This is a genomic window from Xanthomonas sp. WHRI 10207 (assembly GCF_040202975.1).
GTDB lineage: Bacteria > Pseudomonadota > Gammaproteobacteria > Xanthomonadales > Xanthomonadaceae > Xanthomonas.
Genome location: NZ_JBEGDX010000008.1, coordinates 48,711 through 66,476, shown reverse-complemented (window position 1 = coordinate 66,476; position 17,766 = coordinate 48,711). Strand labels below are relative to the sequence as shown.

Annotated in this window: 16 protein-coding genes; 8 read left to right on the top strand and 8 right to left on the bottom strand. The window is 65.7% G+C overall.

Annotated elements, in window-relative coordinates:
- Positions 1-367 precede the first annotated feature (367 nt).
- On the bottom strand, positions 368-577 hold the full coding sequence (locus ABQU90_RS20570) for a cold-shock protein (protein ID WP_055851961.1): 210 nt from the start codon (positions 575-577) through the stop codon (positions 368-370).
- Positions 578-845: 268 nt separating this feature from the next.
- Here ABQU90_RS20570 and ABQU90_RS20565 point away from each other — a divergent pair, with 268 nt between their 5' ends.
- The 4 genes from ABQU90_RS20565 to ABQU90_RS20550 all read left to right on the top strand — a co-directional run bounded on the left by ABQU90_RS20565 (position 846) and on the right by ABQU90_RS20550 (position 5,301).
- Positions 846-1,331 (top strand): YaiI/YqxD family protein, encoded by a 486-nt coding sequence (locus ABQU90_RS20565; RefSeq protein ID WP_311238606.1) that lies wholly within the window; start codon positions 846-848, stop codon positions 1,329-1,331.
- 56 nt (positions 1,332-1,387) lie between these two features.
- Complete coding sequence (locus ABQU90_RS20560) at positions 1,388-1,936, top strand: YaeQ family protein (RefSeq protein ID WP_311238607.1); 549 nt, start codon at positions 1,388-1,390, stop codon at positions 1,934-1,936.
- Positions 1,933-3,114: a BaiN/RdsA family NAD(P)/FAD-dependent oxidoreductase gene (locus ABQU90_RS20555; protein ID WP_323522659.1), complete on the top strand. Its 1,182-nt coding sequence runs from the start codon at positions 1,933-1,935 to the stop codon at positions 3,112-3,114. Before ABQU90_RS20560 ends, ABQU90_RS20555 begins: the two co-directional genes overlap by 4 nt.
- A 117-nt stretch (positions 3,115-3,231) precedes the next feature.
- Positions 3,232-5,301, top strand: a complete 2,070-nt coding sequence (locus ABQU90_RS20550) for a GGDEF/EAL domain-containing response regulator (protein ID WP_323522658.1) — start codon at positions 3,232-3,234, stop codon at positions 5,299-5,301.
- A 227-nt stretch (positions 5,302-5,528) separates the two neighbouring features.
- Here ABQU90_RS20550 and htpX read toward each other — a convergent pair whose 3' ends face one another.
- Entirely contained in the window at positions 5,529-6,407 is an 879-nt protein-coding gene (htpX, locus tag ABQU90_RS20545; RefSeq protein ID WP_115513184.1) for a protease HtpX, read from the bottom strand.
- A 97-nt stretch (positions 6,408-6,504) separates the two neighbouring features.
- Here htpX and gluQRS point away from each other — a divergent pair, with 97 nt between their 5' ends.
- The 3 genes from gluQRS to phaR all read left to right on the top strand — a co-directional run bounded on the left by gluQRS (position 6,505) and on the right by phaR (position 8,965).
- On the top strand, positions 6,505-7,404 hold the full coding sequence (gene gluQRS, locus ABQU90_RS20540; protein ID WP_323522657.1) for a tRNA glutamyl-Q(34) synthetase GluQRS: 900 nt from the start codon (positions 6,505-6,507) through the stop codon (positions 7,402-7,404).
- A gap of 85 nt (positions 7,405-7,489) precedes the next feature.
- Positions 7,490-8,230, top strand: a complete 741-nt coding sequence (locus ABQU90_RS20535; protein WP_055851936.1) for a beta-ketoacyl-ACP reductase — start codon at positions 7,490-7,492, stop codon at positions 8,228-8,230.
- A 159-nt stretch (positions 8,231-8,389) separates the two neighbouring features.
- The gene (gene phaR / locus ABQU90_RS20530) at positions 8,390-8,965 is read left to right on the top strand and encodes a polyhydroxyalkanoate synthesis repressor PhaR (RefSeq protein WP_005994381.1); all 576 of its coding nucleotides are present in this window, start codon (positions 8,390-8,392) and stop codon (positions 8,963-8,965) included.
- Between the two features lie 48 nt (positions 8,966-9,013).
- Here phaR and ABQU90_RS20525 read toward each other — a convergent pair whose 3' ends face one another.
- The 6 genes from ABQU90_RS20525 to ABQU90_RS20500 all read right to left on the bottom strand — a co-directional run bounded on the left by ABQU90_RS20525 (position 9,014) and on the right by ABQU90_RS20500 (position 16,671).
- Positions 9,014-9,976: a TraB/GumN family protein gene (locus ABQU90_RS20525; RefSeq protein ID WP_323522767.1), complete on the bottom strand. Its 963-nt coding sequence runs from the start codon at positions 9,974-9,976 to the stop codon at positions 9,014-9,016.
- A gap of 33 nt (positions 9,977-10,009) precedes the next feature.
- Complete coding sequence (locus ABQU90_RS20520) at positions 10,010-10,945, bottom strand: DUF1684 domain-containing protein (protein ID WP_323522656.1); 936 nt, start codon at positions 10,943-10,945, stop codon at positions 10,010-10,012.
- A complete protein-coding gene (gene mutL, locus ABQU90_RS20515) occupies positions 10,945-12,816 on the bottom strand; it encodes a DNA mismatch repair endonuclease MutL (RefSeq protein WP_311238611.1) in 1,872 nt (623 codons plus the stop codon). Before mutL ends, ABQU90_RS20520 begins: the two co-directional genes overlap by 1 nt.
- Positions 12,817-12,954: 138 nt before the next feature.
- Positions 12,955-14,616, bottom strand: a complete 1,662-nt coding sequence (locus ABQU90_RS20510) for an N-acetylmuramoyl-L-alanine amidase (protein ID WP_323522655.1) — start codon at positions 14,614-14,616, stop codon at positions 12,955-12,957.
- A 70-nt stretch (positions 14,617-14,686) separates the two neighbouring features.
- Positions 14,687-15,187, bottom strand: coding sequence for a tRNA (adenosine(37)-N6)-threonylcarbamoyltransferase complex ATPase subunit type 1 TsaE (gene tsaE / locus ABQU90_RS20505; protein ID WP_323522654.1), 501 nt, complete (start codon positions 15,185-15,187; stop codon positions 14,687-14,689).
- Complete coding sequence (locus ABQU90_RS20500) at positions 15,184-16,671, bottom strand: NAD(P)H-hydrate dehydratase (protein WP_323522653.1); 1,488 nt, start codon at positions 16,669-16,671, stop codon at positions 15,184-15,186. The genes tsaE and ABQU90_RS20500 overlap by 4 nt, the downstream gene beginning before the upstream one ends.
- 24 nt (positions 16,672-16,695) lie before the next feature.
- Between ABQU90_RS20500 and queG the strand changes: the two genes are divergently transcribed.
- A complete protein-coding gene (gene queG / locus ABQU90_RS20495; protein ID WP_323522652.1) occupies positions 16,696-17,763 on the top strand; it encodes a tRNA epoxyqueuosine(34) reductase QueG in 1,068 nt (355 codons plus the stop codon).
- Positions 17,764-17,766 lie beyond the last annotated feature (3 nt).

Sequence of the window (17,766 nt, the reverse complement as noted above, 5' to 3'; positions counted from 1 at the left end):
GAAAACGCCATCCTACCCACCTGGACGTCATTGCCGCGCGCAAGCACTGCCGCACGCCGACCAATCGTCGGTCTGTCGCTTGATCGTTCTTGCGTATCGCCCGACGTAACGTACGTGTTGAGTAACCGCCGCAGAGGCAGGCTGGCCAACTAACGTGGTTGGACGACTGGAGGCGGCAGGAAGACCGGGAAACTCGGCAAATCGAACATCGGACAGGCACGACCTGGATGCAGACCAGCCGTGGCGTGGAGACACACACGACCACACCGGCGCAGGGTCACTATCGGACAATAAAAAACGGCGACAATAAAAAACGCCGGCCGCTTTCGCGACCGGCGTTTTTGGCAACCCTAAGGTTGCAGACGGATTAGACCGCCTGCACCTGGTCAGCCTGCATGCCCTTCTGGCCCTGCACGGCGACGAAGGAGACCTTCTGGCCTTCCTGCAGCGACTTGAAGCCGGTGCCCTGGATGGCACGGAAATGCACGAACAGGTCCGGGCCGCTTTCCGGGGTGATGAAGCCGAAGCCCTTGGCATCATTGAACCACTTCACGACACCCATCTGACGATCTGACATTTTACTAACTCCTGAACTATTGATTGATAAATCGCAGCGTCCGAAAAGCCGGAGCTGAGACTGAGTTGCAGGCGTTGGTAAAGCGGAACGATGAAGCGAGATCTGTAACGATCCGGCTGCATCAGGCCACGATTCACGGTGACCCTTGCAAACACAGTGCGTGCACAGTACTCGTGTTTTCGGCAAAAAGCGACACCTCGCGTCAAATCTTTTGCAGTCAGGCCAAATCCGACTGTCTGTCAGGCCCCTCCCCATCCACAATAGTGCGATGAATACGCCTCAAACACCGACACGCGCGCAGATCTGGGTCGATGCCGACGCCTGCCCCGCGGTGATCCGCGACATCCTGTTCCGCGCCGCTGCGCGCACCGGCACCGCCGTGACCCTGGTCGCCAATCACTATCTCAGTACGCCGTCCCTGCCCCATGTCCGCGCCTTGCAGGTGCCTGGCGGCCCGGACGCGGCAGACGACGCGATCGCCGAACGGGTGGCCGCAGGCGACCTGGTGGTGACCCAGGACATTCCGCTGGCCGCACGCGCACTGGAAGCCGGTGCTACGGCGGTCGGCCTGCGCGGCGAAGCGTTCACCAGCAACACCATCAAGGAGCGCCTGTCGGTCCGTGGCTTCATGGAAGAGCTGCGCGGCGCCGGTATCGCGACCGGCGGGCCGCCGACACTGCACGCACGCGATCGCCAAGCCTTCGCTGCCCAGCTGGACCGCTGGCTGGCCGCGCAACCACGCACGCCGACCTAACGCGCCGCAGCTGGACCGGGCGCGTATCATGAGCGCCCTTTGCAATCGGCATCCTGATGGCTCTCACCGCCACCGTCCGTAGGGCGGAACTTCAGATCAGCGACATGGACCGCGGCTACTACGCCAACCATCCGCTGACCCTGGCCCAACATCCTTCCGAAACCGACGAGCGCCTGATGGTGCGGCTGCTCGCGTTCGCCTTGTTCGCCGACGACCGCCTGGAATTTGGCCGCGGCCTCAGCAACGACGACGAACCCGACCTGTGGCGGCGCGACTACACCGGCGACCCGGATCTATGGATCGACCTCGGCCAGCCCGACGAGAGTCGCGTGCGCAAGGCCTGCAACCGTTCGCGCGAAGCGGTAGTAATCGGCTACGGCGGTCAAGCCACCGAAACCTGGTGGAAGAAACACGCCAACGCCATGGGCCGGCACAGCAACCTGCGCGTGATCGAACTGGACTCGCAGGCCACCGAGGCCCTGGGAGCGCTGATCCAGCGCGGCATGCGTTTTGACGTGATCATCCAGGACGGCGAAGTGCAGATGCTGGCCGACCACGGCAGCGTCACCCTGACCCCGATGGTGCGGCAAGCGCCGGTCGAATGAGCATGCGTTGCGACGTACTGGTCATCGGTGCCGGGGCTGCCGGCCTGATGAGCGCCTTCACCGCCGGCCGACGCGGCCGTCAGGTGCTGGTGCTGGACCACGCCAACAAGGTCGGCAAGAAAATCCTGATGTCCGGCGGCGGGCGCTGCAATTTCACCAATACCGGCACCACGCCGGGCAACTTCATTTCCGCCAATCGCCACTTCTGCAAGTCTGCGCTGGCGCGCTACAGCCCGGGCGATTTCGTGGAGCTGGTCGAGCGCCATGGCATCGCGTATCACGAAAAGGAGCTGGGCCAGCTGTTCTGCGATACCTCATCCAAGCAGATCGTGCGGCTGTTGCTGGACGAGTGCGAGGCAGCCGGGGTGCAGATCCACACCCAATGCGAGGTGCGTTCGGTCCGCCGCGACAGCGACGGCTTCACGCTCGACACCACCTTGGGGCGCGTACAGACGCAATCGCTGATCGTCGCCACCGGCGGACTGTCGATTCCCAGCATGGGCGCCAGCGGCTTCGGTTACGCCCTGGCCAAGCAATTCGGCCATACGCTGCTGCCGACGCGCGCCGGGCTGGTGCCGCTCACCCTGAGCGGCAAGCATCAGGAACGTCTGCAGGACTTGTCCGGCCTCGCCCTGCCGGTGGAGGCGCACTGCAACGGGGTCAGTTTCCGCAACTTCATGCTGCTCACCCACCGCGGCGTCAGCGGGCCGGCGATCCTGCAGATCTCGTCCTATTGGCAGCCCGGTGACGACTTGCGGCTCGACCTGCTGCCGGGGCAAGACGCAGTCGCATGGCTGCGCGAGCAGAAACAGCAACGCGGGGCCACCGAGCTGCGCAATGTGCTGGGCGATGTGATGCCGCGACGCTTTGCGCAACGCCTGTGCGAAGCGTGGTTGCCGGACAAACCGGTGCGTCAGCTGGATCCACCGCAGCTGCAGAGCGCCGCCGACCTGCTTTCCGCCTTCCCGCTGATCGCCAGCGGAACCGAGGGTTACCGCACCGCTGAAGTAACGCTGGGCGGAGTCGATACCGATCAGGTCTCAAGTGCGACCATGGAGTCGCGGCTGGTGACTGGCCTGTACTTCATCGGCGAAGTGCTGGATGTCACCGGTTGGCTGGGTGGGTACAACTTTCAGTGGGCCTGGGCATCGGGACATGCCGCAGGCAGCGTGGCCTGATCCCTCTTCATCGCACGGAAGCGTGGCCCAAGTCTCACACCGGATGCGGCTTTGTCCACAGACATGGACGCAGCCGATGACCTTCGTGTATTAAAGCCCGTCGCCAGGGAGTTGCGCATGCAAAGAGGTAAAGATCTCACCCTCCGCCTGATGATCGTCGACGACAGTGTCGAGCGTGCGGAGGCGATCGTGACAGCGCTGCGCAACGGCGGCATCGCGGTGCGGCCTTCGCGCCCGCAATCTCCGGAAGAGCTCGCCAGCATGCTCGCCGGCCAGATCGATCTGGCCCTGCATGGGCAAGCGCTGCAGATTCCGATGAGCGCTCTGCAGCAGCAGATCGCCGGCAGCGGCAAGGACATTCCGATCATCCTGCTAGCCGAGCGCATCGAAGAAAACGCATTGGTCGAGGCCGCTGCGCACGGCATCCGCGCCATCGTGCTGCGCCACCGTCCCGAACACCTGCTCTCCCTGGTGCGTTCGGAATGGGCCGACCTGCAGGCGCGTCGCGGCCTGCGTCGCATCGAAGCGCAGATGCGCGAAACCGAGCGCCGCTGCGATGCACTCATCGCTTCCTCGCGCGACCCCATCGCCTACGTGCACGAAGGCATGCATATCCGCGCCAATGAGGCGTATCTGGAAATGTTCGGTTTCGAGTCGTTCGACGATGTCGAAGGCGTGTCGCTGCTGGACATGATTGCCGCGCAGTACGTCGACGACTTCAAGCAATTACTCAAGGCCATGGCCAAGGGCGAGCCGCCGCCGGCGCAGTACAAGGTCGACGCGCGCCGGCTGGAAGGCGACACCTTCCCGGCGACGATGGAATTTGCCACCGCCACCTACGAAGGCGAGCCGTGCATCCAGGTGGTGTTCCGCCGCCGCGAGGAGTTCGACCCGGAACTGGCGCGCGAGGTCGAAGATCTGCGCCAGCGCGATCAGGTCACCGGCCTGCTCAACCGGCCCACCTTCATGGTGGCGCTGGAACAGGCGGTGGCGCGCGCCGGCCGCAGCGAAGGCCAATCCGGCTTTCTGCTCATCGAGCCGGATCACTACGCGCGCATCCTTCCCGAGATCGGCCTGGACTCGGCCGACGCCCTGATCGCCGCGATGGCCGCGCATGTGGCCGGTATCGTCGATGAAAGCGTGGTGGCGGCGCGCTTCGGCGAGCACAGCTTTGCCCTGTTGCTGGACGGCAACTACGCACGCTCCCACGCGCTGGCGGAAACGGTACGCGATGCGTTCGCGCAGCATGTTTTCAGCGTAGGCTCGCGCTCGGCCACGGTCACGGTGAGCATCGGCGGCGTGCAGATCGGCGAAAAGATCGCCAGCATCGGCCAGGTGCTCAATCGCGGGACCGAGGCAGTGCGCACCACCGCCGAGCTTGGCGGCAACGCGGTGAGCATCTACGACCCGGCCGCCTCCGATCGTGCCGAGGAAGAACGCATCGAGCGCTGGGTGGAGCAGCTGCGCGAGGCACTGGTTGGCGATGGCTTCCTGCTGCATTACCAGCCGGTGCTCAATCTGCAGGGCGAGCCGCTGGAGCTGTATCAGGCGTTCCTGCGCCTGGATCGCAATGGCGAGATGATGTCGCCAAATGCCTTCATGGCCATTGCCGAAGAGCACGACCTGGTCACCGAAATCGACCGCTGGGTGGTGGCCCGCGCCATCCGTCAGCTCGGTGAACGGCAACGTGCGGGGCACACAACGCACCTGCTGGTGCGTGTCGGGCCGAACTCGTTCTCCGACCCGCAGATGATCGACACCATCCGCGAGCAGTTGGCGGTCTACGGCGTGCCGGGCGAGCGCTTGTGGTTGCAGACGCCGGAATCGAAGGTGTTTACGCATCTACGCAATGCCCAGCAGTTTCTGGCAGCAGTGTCGGCGATGGGCTGCAAAGTCGGGCTGGAGCAGTTCGGTTCGGGCCTGGACTCGTTCCAGCTGCTCGCGCATTTCCAGCCGGCCTTCCTCAAGCTGGACCGCGGCATCACCGGCGACGTCGCCTCGGCCCGCGAGAGCCAGGAAAAGATCCGCGAAATCACCTCGCGCGCGCAGCCGGCCGGCATTTTGACCGTGGCCGAATTCGTCGCCGATGCGCAGTCGATGAGCAGCTTCTTCAGTGCCGGAGTGGATTATGTGCAGGGCGATTTTGTCGCACCGACCGGCCCGCTGATGAACTACGAATTCGGCTGATCCAACCGAAAGCCGGCAACGCAGGACAACAAAAAACCCGCAATGCGCGGGTTTTTTGTTGTCTTTCAAGCCGGTACGCAGTCGACCGGCTTCCGACCAGGCGATGCAGCGGGCACTGTTTCGTTGAGCATGGGCGGTGTGCTCATGTGGCCGTTGCACCAACGATCGATGCTGATGACGGCAGCGCCTTGCGCATCACACGGAGCCGCCGCGATCTCCGGTGCCGCTTACAGTGCAGCGCCATTGGCCGCACGCAACGCGGCAAGGCGCTCGGTCAGCGGCGGGTGGCTGAGGAACAGGCGACGCAAGCCATTGCCCACCCCACCGGAGATGCCGAACGCCTGCACCTGCGAGGGCAAGGTGCTCTGGCCGTGGTTGAGCGACAGCCGCTCCAGCGCGGCGATCATCTTGTTGCGCCCGGCCAGCTGCGCGCCACCGGCGTCGGCGCGAAACTCGCGCCGGCGCGAGAACCACATTGCAATCATGGTCGCGAACATGCCCAACACCATCTCCAACGCGAACACGATGATGTAGTAGGCAAAGCCACGGCCGCCCTCGCGGTTGCCCGACAAGGTGCTGTCGATGATGCCGCCGACCACACGCGCCAACACGATCACGAAGGTATTCAACACGCCCTGCAACAGCGCCATGGTCACCATGTCGCCATTGGCAACGTGGGCGATTTCGTGGCCCAGCACCGCTTCGGCCTCGTCCTGACTCATGTTCTGCAGCAGGCCGGTGGAGACTGCGACCAGGGCTTTGTTGCGATTGGCGCCGGTTGCGAAGGCATTGATTTCCGGGCCCTCGTAAACCGCCACTTCCGGCATGCCGATGCCGGCGGCCTGCGCCTGACGCCGTACCGTCTCCAGCAACCACCGCTCGGTCGGGGTGCGCGGCTCGGTGATGACCTGCGCACCGGTGCTGCGCTTGGCCATGAATTTGGACAGCAGCAGGGAAATGAACGCACCGCCGAAACCGAAGATGGCGCCCATCACCAGCAAGCCGCTCATCTGCGCGGAATTGACGCCCAAAACCGACATCACAATGCTGGCGAGGAACAACACCGCCAGGTTGGTCAGCAGGAACAGGAAAATGCGGTTGAACATGACGCGCTTGCTCCACTGATGCAGGGTGAACTGTTGCGGATTTGCGGCCGTCGCGGCTTGAAATCAAGCAAGCACATGACCGACGATTCAGCTGCCTATGCCATTGCCCCTCTACCGCGGCCGCTTCGCGCCCTCCCCGACCGGCCCCCTGCACTTCGGCTCCCTGCTGGCGGCGTTCGGCAGCTGGTTGCTCGCTCGCCATGCCGGTGGGCAGTGGTGCGTGCGTATCGAGGACATCGACCCGCCACGCGCTGAAGCAGGCGCGTCCGAACGCCAGCTGCGCAGCCTGGCCGCGTTCGGGCTGATTTCGGACCTGCCAGTGATCCGGCAATCCGACCGCGATGCGCATTACACCGGCGCAATCGCCACACTGCTGGAGGCCGGGCTGGCGTTCGAATGCAGCTGCAGCCGTGCCGATCTGGCCGAGATGGGCGGCATCCATCACGCTTGCGTGGCGGCGCTGGGCGACCGGCGCGCGGTGCGCCTGCGGGTGCCGCCACAAGCGCCGGTCGGCTTCGACGATGCCTTGCAAGGCCATGTGCGGCAGGACGTGTACGCCGACGTCGGCGATGTGGTGTTGCGCCGTGCCGATGGCTATTGGGCGTACCAGTTGGCGGTGGTGGTGGACGATGCACTGCAAGGCATCACCGATGTCGTGCGCGGCGCAGACCTGCTCGACTCCACCCCGCGCCAACTCCTGCTGCAGCGCGCCCTGAACCTGCCGCAGCCGCGCTATCTGCATCTGCCGCTGATCCTGGATGCCGATGGCCGCAAGCTATCCAAATCGCATGGTGCGCCCGCACTGGACGACGCCGACCCGCTACCGGCGCTGCGTGCCGCCTGGCAGGCCCTGGGCCAGGTGGTGTCCGCTCTGCCGCCGCGTGCAGATATCGACACGCTGCTGCAGCAAGCCGCGCAGCATTTTTCGCCCGACCTGCTACCGCGCACCTGCGCCCTGGGCAGCGATGGGCGCGCATCGCAGCCCCGGCGTGACTAGAATTGCGACCCAGCATCGACATCCGGGTGCGGCGCCTGCGCCGGCACCCTGATAGCCCCGGACTTACCTGCTTATTGGAGTCGTCATGACATCTCGCGTCGCATTGGTCACCGGCGGCACCGGCGGTATCGGTACCGCCATCTGCAAGCGTCTGGCCGACCAGGGCCACAAGGTGGCCAGCAACTTCCGCAACGAGGAAAAGGCACGCGACTGGCAGCAGCGCATGCAGGCACAGGGCTACGCATTTGCGCTGTTCCGCGGCGATGTGGCGTCGTCCGAGCATGCGCGTGCACTGGTCGAGGAGGTGGAAGCGTCGCTGGGGCCGATCGAGGTCCTGGTCAACAACGCCGGCATCACCCGCGACACCACCTTTCACCGCATGACTGCCGAGCAATGGCACGACGTCATCAACACCAACCTCAACTCGGTGTTCAACGTCACCCGCCCGGTGATCGAAGGCATGCGCAAGCGCGGCTGGGGCCGGGTGATCCAGATCAGTTCCATCAACGGGCTCAAGGGCCAGTACGGCCAGGCCAACTACGCAGCCGCCAAGGCCGGCATGCACGGCTTCACCATTTCGCTGGCGCGCGAAAATGCCGCGTTCGGGGTCACGGTCAATACGGTCTCGCCCGGTTACGTGGCCACCGATATGGTGATGGCGGTACCGGAAGAGGTCCGCGCCAAGATCGTGGCCGACATCCCAACGGGCCGGCTGGGACGCCCGGAAGAGATCGCCTATGCCGTGGCGTTTCTGGTCGCGGAAGAGGCCGCCTGGATTACCGGGTCCAATCTGGACATCAACGGCGGCCACCACATGGGCTGGTAACGTTTGCTGCAACTTTGCGGTGCAGCATGGATTTGGATCAAAAACCATGCTGCGCAACATTTTTAATGTGTCCGCTTAAGCAAATAAGGCCTTCTGACTGTTGCAACCGCTGCTGCGCTGCGCCATCCTGCGCGCACTATCAGTGTGAGTGAACGTTCCATGGCCGGACTTCGCATCATCAAGAAGTATCCCAATCGCCGTCTCTACGACACCGAGATTTCCAGCTATATCACCATCGAAGATGTGCGCCAGTTGATCATCGACGGCGAAGAGTTCGAAGTCCGCGATGCCAAGAGTGGCGAAGATTTAAGTCGTGCCGTCTTGTTGCAGATCATTGCCGACCGGGAACAGGACGGCGAGCCGATGCTCTCCACCCAGTTACTGAGTCAGATCATCCGTTTCTACGGAGATTCGCTGCAGGGCTTCATGGGTAACTACCTGGAGCGCAGCATGCAGGTGTTCCTGGACCAGCAGCAGCAGTTCCGCCAGCAGATGGGCAACCTGCTCGGGCAGACCCCCTGGGCGATGATGAACCAGCTGACCGAGCGCAACCTGGAGTTGTGGCAGGAGTTTCAGCGCAACTTCGGCGCCGGTTTCGGTCGTCCGGGTGGCCCTGGCACACCGCCGACCCCGCCTGGCGCCGGCAGCATGGGCAGCGGCCCGATGGGCACCGGCACGCACGGTGCGTCCAACAGCCATACCGGTACCACCGGCAAGGCCCGCAACCGCGGATGACAGCACTGCTCGCGCCTGCCAGCCCGATGGGCTGGCAGGCGCGAGCAGTCAGCGGCCGGCCTGCTCCGCGCAGGCCGAGCAGATCCGCTCTACGTGGTAGCCGCGCGCACGCAGGCGCTCCACCACACCGTCGTTTCCCAACAGATGCAGGGCGCCCACCACGACCAGGGTGGTTCCACTGCCCTTGCCCAGCTGTTTTTCAAGACGTGGCACCCAACGCGCATTGCGTTCGACGTTGATGTCTTGATACAGCGCCGGGTACTGGCGGCGCATGTCTTCGGCCATCTGCGTGGAGAGCGTGTGCACGTCGCCATTGCGCCACGCCGCATGCAGGCGACGCAGCTGATCGGTTGTATCGGCTTCGTCCAGCGCTTCTTCCAGCAGCTGATGCTGCTCGGTGGGCGACATGCCATCCAGCAGGGCGATCTGTTCTTCGGCGCGCTCCAGACCGTCGGCGGGCTTGCCCTTGGCCTGCGCCTGGTCCATGAAGTAATGGTCCAGACCCGCGTTCGGGTCCATGCCTTGCCGGCTCATCTCGGCAAGGCTGATCGACAGTGCGACAAACCAGGGTTTGAGCGACTGCAGGGCGTCGATCGACATGCCGTACTTGCGCGCGTAGGCACTGAGCGCCTGCCAGGTCTTTGCGTCCAGCACGTCCTGCAGGGTGCGGCCATCGGTGCGACGTGCCACTTGCAGCATGCGGCTGGCCAGCTGCGGCGATTGCGCATCCGACGGCGGCAGCTCGAACAGCAGACGGTCGGCCTTGGCGAATGCCTGCATCACATCCGGCGACAACGGGTAATCGCTGGGCTTGAGCACGTGGAACGAACCCAGCAGATAGAGCGTGCCGCCCTTGCCGTCGACTTTCCACAGCAGCGGCACCGGCGGGCCGGCAGGTGCGTCGTTGGCACCGCGCGCCCAGGCCGGTGCGGCCGCCCCGCTCCACAGCGCCAGGCCGATCAGCGCGCCACTGCACCACGCGGCAACGCGCGCACGCAGGCGCACCGTCATCGCATCAACGTTCACCATATCCACCTCATCACGTCAGTGCGGCACCTTGTAGGTTTTCTCGCCGGCCGAGACCGCCAGATCGATCCGGTTTTCCGGCGGCGGCAACGGGCAGGTTGCGAAGGGAGTGAACGCGCACGGCGGGTTGTAGGCGCGATTGAAGTCCACCACCACATGACCGGACGCATCCGGCACGTCCACGTCCAGGAAGCGCCCGGCCGGATAGCTGCCGTGCCCACTGGTGCGGTCGGCGAACACCACGAACACCGGCCGCCCAGGTTCGCCGATCGTTTCCAGGCGATAGGTCTTGCCATCGCGCTCGAAGACGATGGCACCGGCGTTGGGCTGCTCGCTACTGATGCCGACGATGTCCACGATCGGGATGGTTTTGCCGACATCGTTGGGCACGTAGCGTGCGGTGATGCGCCAGGAAGGATCTGCCGGCCAGTACTCCAGCCCGGCGAATTTGCTGCGCGATGGCGCATCGGCGTGCTTGACCCGCAATGCGTAGCGGTCGCCACGATGGATCAGGCTGAGCACACCCTTGCCATCGTCGAAATGGATGAACGTGGGCTGCGGATCGCGATCGGACTGGAAGCGGATTCTGCCGGTCAGCGGCTTGCCATCCACGCTGAGCGCAGCGCCACGTTCGGGCACGAACCACACTGCCCCGCCCTCGCTGGACACCATGCCCATCTTCGGCGGCCCGACCGCGAGCCGGATGCCGCTGTCGGCGCTACTGCCGATGTAATGCGCTTTCAGCGACAGCCAATGCAGCCCGACCAGGCTGGTCCAGCCATCGGGCGCACGCAGTTCGTTGATCCGGCTTTCGCGCCAGGCGGCGTTGTCGGCCAGGAACGTCTTGTCCAACGCGACCGGCGCGGCAGGCGGCGGCGCATCGCGCCCACATCCGACCAGCGCCGCTGCCACCAGCATGCCGAGCAGCCAGCCCTTCCCCATGTGCACTGCCATCAACGCCCCCTGAGAAACCAACGATCGATATCGCTCAGCGTAAACCGAGCCCAGGTGGGTCGGCCATGATTGCATTGACCCGAGCGCTCGGTGGCTTCCATATCGCGCAGCAGCGCGTTCATTTCAGGCACGGTGAGACGTCGGTTGGCGCGCACCGCGCCGTGACAGGCCATGGTCGACAGCAGTTCGTCGCGTGCGCTGGCGATACGGCGGCTCTGACCGTGCTCGCGCAGGTCGCCCAGCACATCGCGCAGCAACGCCTCCGGCTCGGCATTGGCCAGCAAGGCGGGAATGCTGCGGACGTGCAGCGATTGCGGGCCGGCGCGGGTGATCTCGAAGCCCAGGGTGGCCAGCGTCTCGGCCTCACGCTCGGCGGTATCGGCCTCGCGCTCGCCCACTGCCAAGGTCATCGGCACCAGCAACGGCTGCGCATGCAGACCGATGCTGTCGTGCGCGTTCTTGAGCCGCTCGTAGCCGATGCGTTCGTGCGCGGCGTGCATGTCCACCACGATCAGGCCTTCGGCGTTTTCGGCCAGGATGTAGATGCCGTGCAACTGCGCCACCGCATAGCCCAATGGCGGCACGCCGCTGTCTTCGGCCGTGACTGGCAGACCGGTTCCGGAGAACTGCGGCAGGCTGGCAGACTGCTGCGCGCTGCCAGATGGCGGCGCATACAACGCGCTATAGGCTGCACGCGCTTCGTCCACACGCAGACCCAACGGCGTCTGCGAGGGCGTCCAGTTGGCGTAGCTGCCTGAGCCGCCACCATTCCCGGATGCGCCGGCATACGGTGTGGCACCGTCGCCAGCGAGGTTGCCCATCCCACCAGTCGCCGCATAACCCGCACCGTCGCTGCCGATGCTATTGGGCGTGGCGCCGGCGCGGGTCTGCGCCAGCGCATCCTGCAGGGTGCGATAGACAAAATCGTGAATCAGCCGCGCTTCGCGGAAACGCACCTCGTGCTTGGCCGGATGTACGTTGACGTCCACGCGCGCCGGGTCCAGCTCCAGAAACAGCACATACGCCGGTTGGCGGCCATGGAACAACACATCGCCGTAGGCCATCTTGACCGCGTGCGCCACGCTGCGATCGCGTACCGAGCGGCCGTTGACGTAGAGATATTGCTGGTCGGTGCTGGCCCGCGAGTAATGCGGTTGCGCAACCCAGCCATGCAAGCGCAGGCCGGCACCGCTGTGATCGACCCGCAAAGCCTGCCGTGCGAAATCCTCGCCCAAGGTTTCGCCCAGCCGCGCATCCGAGTAGAGATCGCCCGGCTTGTAGCGGCGCGACGGTTTGCCGTTATGCGAGACGCGCAATTCCACATCCGGGCGCGCCAACGCCAACGAGCGCAGCCACTCTTCGATGTGCCCAAGTTCGGTGCGTTCGGCACGCAGAAACTTGCGCCGCGCCGGCACGTTGAAGAACAACTCGCGCACTTCCACCGTGGTGCCGGGCGCATGCGCGTGCGGCGTTACTTCGCCAAGCCGCCCGCCTTCGATCTGCAACGCCGAGCCGTGTTCGGCATCGTGACGACGCGAAATCAGCGTAAAGCGGCTGACCGAGGCGATCGAAGGCAAGGCTTCGCCGCGGAAGCCGAGCGTGGCGACGGTTTCCAGATCGTCCAGCGAGGCGATCTTGCTGGTGGCATGCCGCGACACCGCCAACGGCAGTTCATCGGGCGGAATGCCGCCGCCGTTATCGCGGATGCGGATCAGGCGCACGCCGCCCTCTTCCAGATCGATATCCACGCGGGTAGCGCCGGCATCGAGGGCGTTTTCGACCAGCTCTTTGACCACCGATGCGGGCCGCTCGACGACTTCGCCGGCAGCGATCTGGTTGATCAGGATCTCGGGTAACTGACGGATCGCCATCAGCGCGCGCTTCGGCGCTGGCAGCGCAAAACAGGGTGCATCGCGGGTGTAGCAGGCAAGACGAACGTCGGCACGGCAATCCGGCGGCGCGCAGGCGCCGTCGCTCAAGGAATCAGTGCGGAATGATAGCCGAGCGGGTCAGCGACTGCCGCCGGCCACGGTGCCGACGGCATCGGCTTCGGCCTGCGCGCGCGCGGCAAACAAGGTGCCCGGAGGCGGCTGACGGGTGAAGAAGGTATCGATGCCATCCAGCACGGCGGAGGCGATCTTGCGCTGGTAGGCCGGGTCGATCAGGCGGCGCTCTTCGTCCGGATTGGAGATGAAGGCGGTTTCCACCAGCATCGCCGGCATGTCGGACGTCCGCAGCACCGCGAAGTTGGCGCGCTCCAGCTGCGGCTTGTGATTGTTGCCGATGCGCTTGAGGCCACCCAGCACATGGCCGGCGGCATCTTCGGAGGCCTTCATATGGCCGCTTTGTGCCAGGTCGAGCAGCACATTGGCCAGCGTGCTTTCGGTCTGTTGCAGACGCACGCCACCGACCAGATCGGCGGCGTTTTCCTTGTCAGCCAGCCAACGTGCGCGTTGCGAGGAGGCGCCCTTGGTCGACAGCACATACACCGACGAGCCGGTTGCACTGCGATTTTCTGCAGCGTCGGCATGGATGGAAATGAAAATGTCGGCCTTGGCGGCACGCGCTTTTTGCGCACGCATCGGCAAGGGAATGAACACGTCGGTATCGCGGGTCAGGTACGCCTTCATACCGGGCGTGGCATTAATCTGACGCGCCAGTTCGCGGCCGACCGCCAGGGTCACGTCTTTTTCGCGCTTGCCGGTCGGGCCCATCGCACCCGGATCCTGGCCGCCGTGACCGGGGTCGATCGCAACGATCAGAGGCCGCATGCCCGGCGCCATTTTGACCCGCGAGGCTTCGCTGGGCAGCACCGGGCGCGGTGGCAGATCGTCGTCGGCGCTGGCGCCGGACGCAGTGCCGGACGCGACCGCACCGGTGCCGGCAGCAGCCATCGGTGTGCTGCCGCCGTTCAAGATTGCGGCAGCGGACGCACCGCCGGTCGCAGCCGCACCAGTTGTGGGGCCCGCGGCACCGCGATTAGGGATGCTGCCAGCAGGAGTCGTTTGTGCAGCCACTGCAGCCGTTGCCGGACGCGGCGTCGGCACGCCGGTGGCGACGGTGGTCGGCACCGCTGCAGGGGTGACCGTCGGCATGGCCGAGGCAGGCACGACGACCGGCGCTGGCGGTGCTGGCGGCAGCGACGACGCACGCTGCGCGGACGCAGCCAGGGCAGCGGTTGCACGCGCGGCTTCTGCTTGTGCGTTGACGGGACGCGGCGGCGGCAGTGCGGCAGGGGTGCTGGCCGCAATCGGTGGCGCAACCGCCGGCGCCGGATCGCCCGGCCATTCGATCACCAGGGTGGAGGCACTACCCAGCGTCTGCATCTGCGGCTTGAGCGCGGTGACCGGGCTTGCCAGTTCGAACACCACCCGGAACGTGCCAGGCACTGGTTGCCCGGTGCGCACCGAGGTGACAAGGCCGCTGGCTGTCGGCAACTTCAAGCCACGCGCGGCTGCCGAATCCGGGAAATCCACCACCAAACGATTGGGATTGGCCAGCGACAGCGTCTTGAAACCGCCGCTACCGGCCAGCTGAATCTCTGCACGCGTGCCAGTGGCGCCGGTGCTGACACCGACGGTCTTGATTTCGCCGGCCCACGCAGCAAAAACCGCCAGGCTGAGGCTGGCGGTCAGGGCGGAAGCGCAGAACTGTCGGATCCCCGGTGTCATGGCGCTGGATTCAATCATCCAACCGGGTGAATTGCAAGATGATTTCCCTTAATAATCCGTAACCTGGCGTTCATTCTTCTTGTCCACTGACAAAAAGAGGCTGCAACTCGGCCTGTTGGGCCACCGCATGCAGCCAGTCGCGCCCGGCTGGGCTGCGGCCCAGCAACCGTACGCTGCGCCCGTCGCCCTCTACGGCCAATTCCACGTCAAGATCCACCGGCGGCAAGATGCCTGCGCCGCGCTCCGGCCATTCGACCAGCCACAGGCTGGCGCTGCCCTCGTCCAGACCGAGGAAATCCAGCTCGCCGGCATTGCCGATGCGGTACAGATCCAGATGCCAGGCTTCGTCGCCGCTGCCCAGCGGATAACGCTCGACCAGGGTGTAGGTGGGGCTGCGGATGGGGCCGGTGACGCCAAGCGCCCGCAGCAGCGCACGCGCCAGCGTGGATTTGCCAGCGCCGAGGTCGCCATGCAGTTGCACCATCGCCGTGGCAGGCCGCACCGCGGCCAGGGCGCGGCCGAGTGCTTCTGTGGCTTCGGCGTCGATCAGATGTGCGTCGAGCTGATTCATGTGCTGGCTCCGGCATTGGCGAGACGACGCAGCTGCGGCAGCAGGTCGGTGGGCAACAGGCCGCGCTCGCCATCGCGTGCGGCCGCATCGCCGGCGCAGCCGTGCAGCAAGGCGCCAAGGCTGGCGGCGTCGAAGGCCGACCAGCCCTGCCCCAGCAACGCGGCGATCACTCCGGTCAGCAGGTCGCCCATGCCGCCGACGGCCATGCCGGGATTACCGGCGTCGACGATCCGCGGCACCGCATGCGGCGCGGCCACCACCGTACCGGCCCCCTTGAGCACCACTACTGCATCAAACCGGTGGGCCAACGCGGCAGCGGCGGCCAGGCGATCGCGCTGCACCTGCGCAGTGGGGATTCCCAGCAGCCGCCCTGCTTCGCCGGGATGCGGGGTCAATACGCGCGGGCCACGCGGTGGCGCGGCGGTGGCCGCCAGCAGATTCAGGCCATCGGCATCGATGACGACCGCGCTGTCCGAACCCAGCACGCCTTGCCACAACGCGCGCGCCCAGTCGTCCTGGCCCAGTCCCGGCCCAAGCGCAACGACATCGGCGGCATCGGCCAGTGCGGCGATGTCGTCACCCGCCTGCATGGCGCGCACCATCGCTTCGGGGCAGCGCGCCAGCAGCGCGGTGACATGCTCGGCGCGAGTGGCGACCTGCACCAACCCTGCGCCGCTGCGCAGTGCGGCTTCGGCGGTCAGCAGGATCGCGCCGCCGCTGCCGAGATTGCCGCCCACACACAGCACACGCCCCGATTCGCCCTTGTGCGTATTGCGCCGACGCGGCCGCAAGTGCGCGGACAGGGCATCAATGTCCCAGCTGTGTGCAGCCGGATGCAGCCCATCGAATGCGGAGGCCGGCACGTCCAGCGCGGCGATGCCGCGTTCGCCCGTGTATTCCAGCGCGTCGCCGGTATACAAGCCGAGATGTGGGACGATGAACTGCAAGGTGACATGCGCGCGCACCGCGGTCTCGAAAGCAACGCCGTGGTCGGCATCGATCCCGCTGGGCACATCCAGCGCCAGCACCGGGGTGCCGGCCGCGTTGATGGCCTCGATCAAGGCGGCGGTCTGCGCATCCGGCGCGCGGTTCAGGCCGATACCGAACAGCGCATCGACAATGACATCGGCCTGCGCCAGCGGAGTTGGAAACAGCTCGATCGCACCGCCAACCGCCAGATACTCGGTGCAGGCGCGCTGGGCCAGCGCCGAGGCCGGGCCGTGCTCGGGCAGATGCACCACGCACACCTGGCGTCCGGCGCGCTGCGCCAGTCGCGCCAGCACGTAGCCATCGCCGCCGTTGTTGCCGGTGCCGCACACCACCACGATGCGCCGCGCCTGCGGCCAGCGTTCCAGCAACCATTGCCAGGCGGCCTGCCCGGCACGTTGCATCAAGGTGTAGCCATCGCCACCCAGCAGCATGGTGGCCTGCGCATCGAGCGTGCGCGCGGCAGCGGTATCGTAAAGAGCGAGCGGTGCATACATGCCGGGAATTCTATACTTGTCGCCATGTCTGCCGCCCTCGCCCGCCCCGACCCCACCCATGCTGCCGCGCGCATCCGTGCGCTTGCGCGCGAAGCGGGCTTTCAACGCTGCGGCATCACCGGTATCGAGCTGGGCGAAGACGAGGCGCATCTGCGCAGCTGGCTGGAAGAAGGCCTGTACGGAACGATGCACTGGATGGCCCAGCACGGCGACAAGCGCTCGCGCCCGCAGGAGCTGGTACCGGGCACCTTGCGGGTGTTGTCGGTGGGCATGGATTACGGCCGCAAGGACGACACCGAGGCCTGGACGACCTTGCACGATGGCACCCGCGCATACGTGGCGCGTTATGCGTTGGGCCGCGATTACCACAAGCTGATGCGCAACCGGCTGCAGAAGCTGGCCGAGCGCATCCAGGGCGAGATCGGCGCTTTCGGCTACCGCGTATTCGTCGATTCCGCACCGGTGCTGGAGCGCGCGCTGGCCCGCAACGCCGGGCTGGGCTGGATCGGCAAACACACCTGCCTGATCGATCGCAACGGCGGCTCGTGGTTCTTTCTGGGCGAGATCTACCTGGATCTGCCGCTGCCGGTCGACACGCCCGCCACAGCGCATTGCGGCACCTGCACGCGCTGCATCGACATCTGCCCGACCCAGGCCATCATTGCGCCGTATCGGCTGGATGCACGCCGCTGCATCGCCTATCTCACCATCGAGCACGATGGCCCGATTCCCGAAGAAATGCGCAAGCCGATCGGCAACCGCATCTTCGGCTGCGACGACTGCCAGCTGGTCTGCCCCTGGAACAAGTTCGCCCAGCGCACCGATGAGGCCGACTTCCGCGCGCGCAACGCATTGGATGTGGCGACGCTGCCGCAGCTGTTCGCCTGGGACGAAGCCGAGTTCCTGCAACGTACCGAAGGCAGCCCGATCCGCCGCAGCGGCCATCAGCGTTGGTTGCGCAACATCGCCGTCGGCCTGGGCAATGCGCCCGGCACGCCGGAGGTGTTGGCGGCGTTGGAAGCCCGTCGCCACGACGCGTCGGAGCTGGTCCGCGAACACGTGGGCTGGGCACTGGCGCAACACGGCATCTGAGTT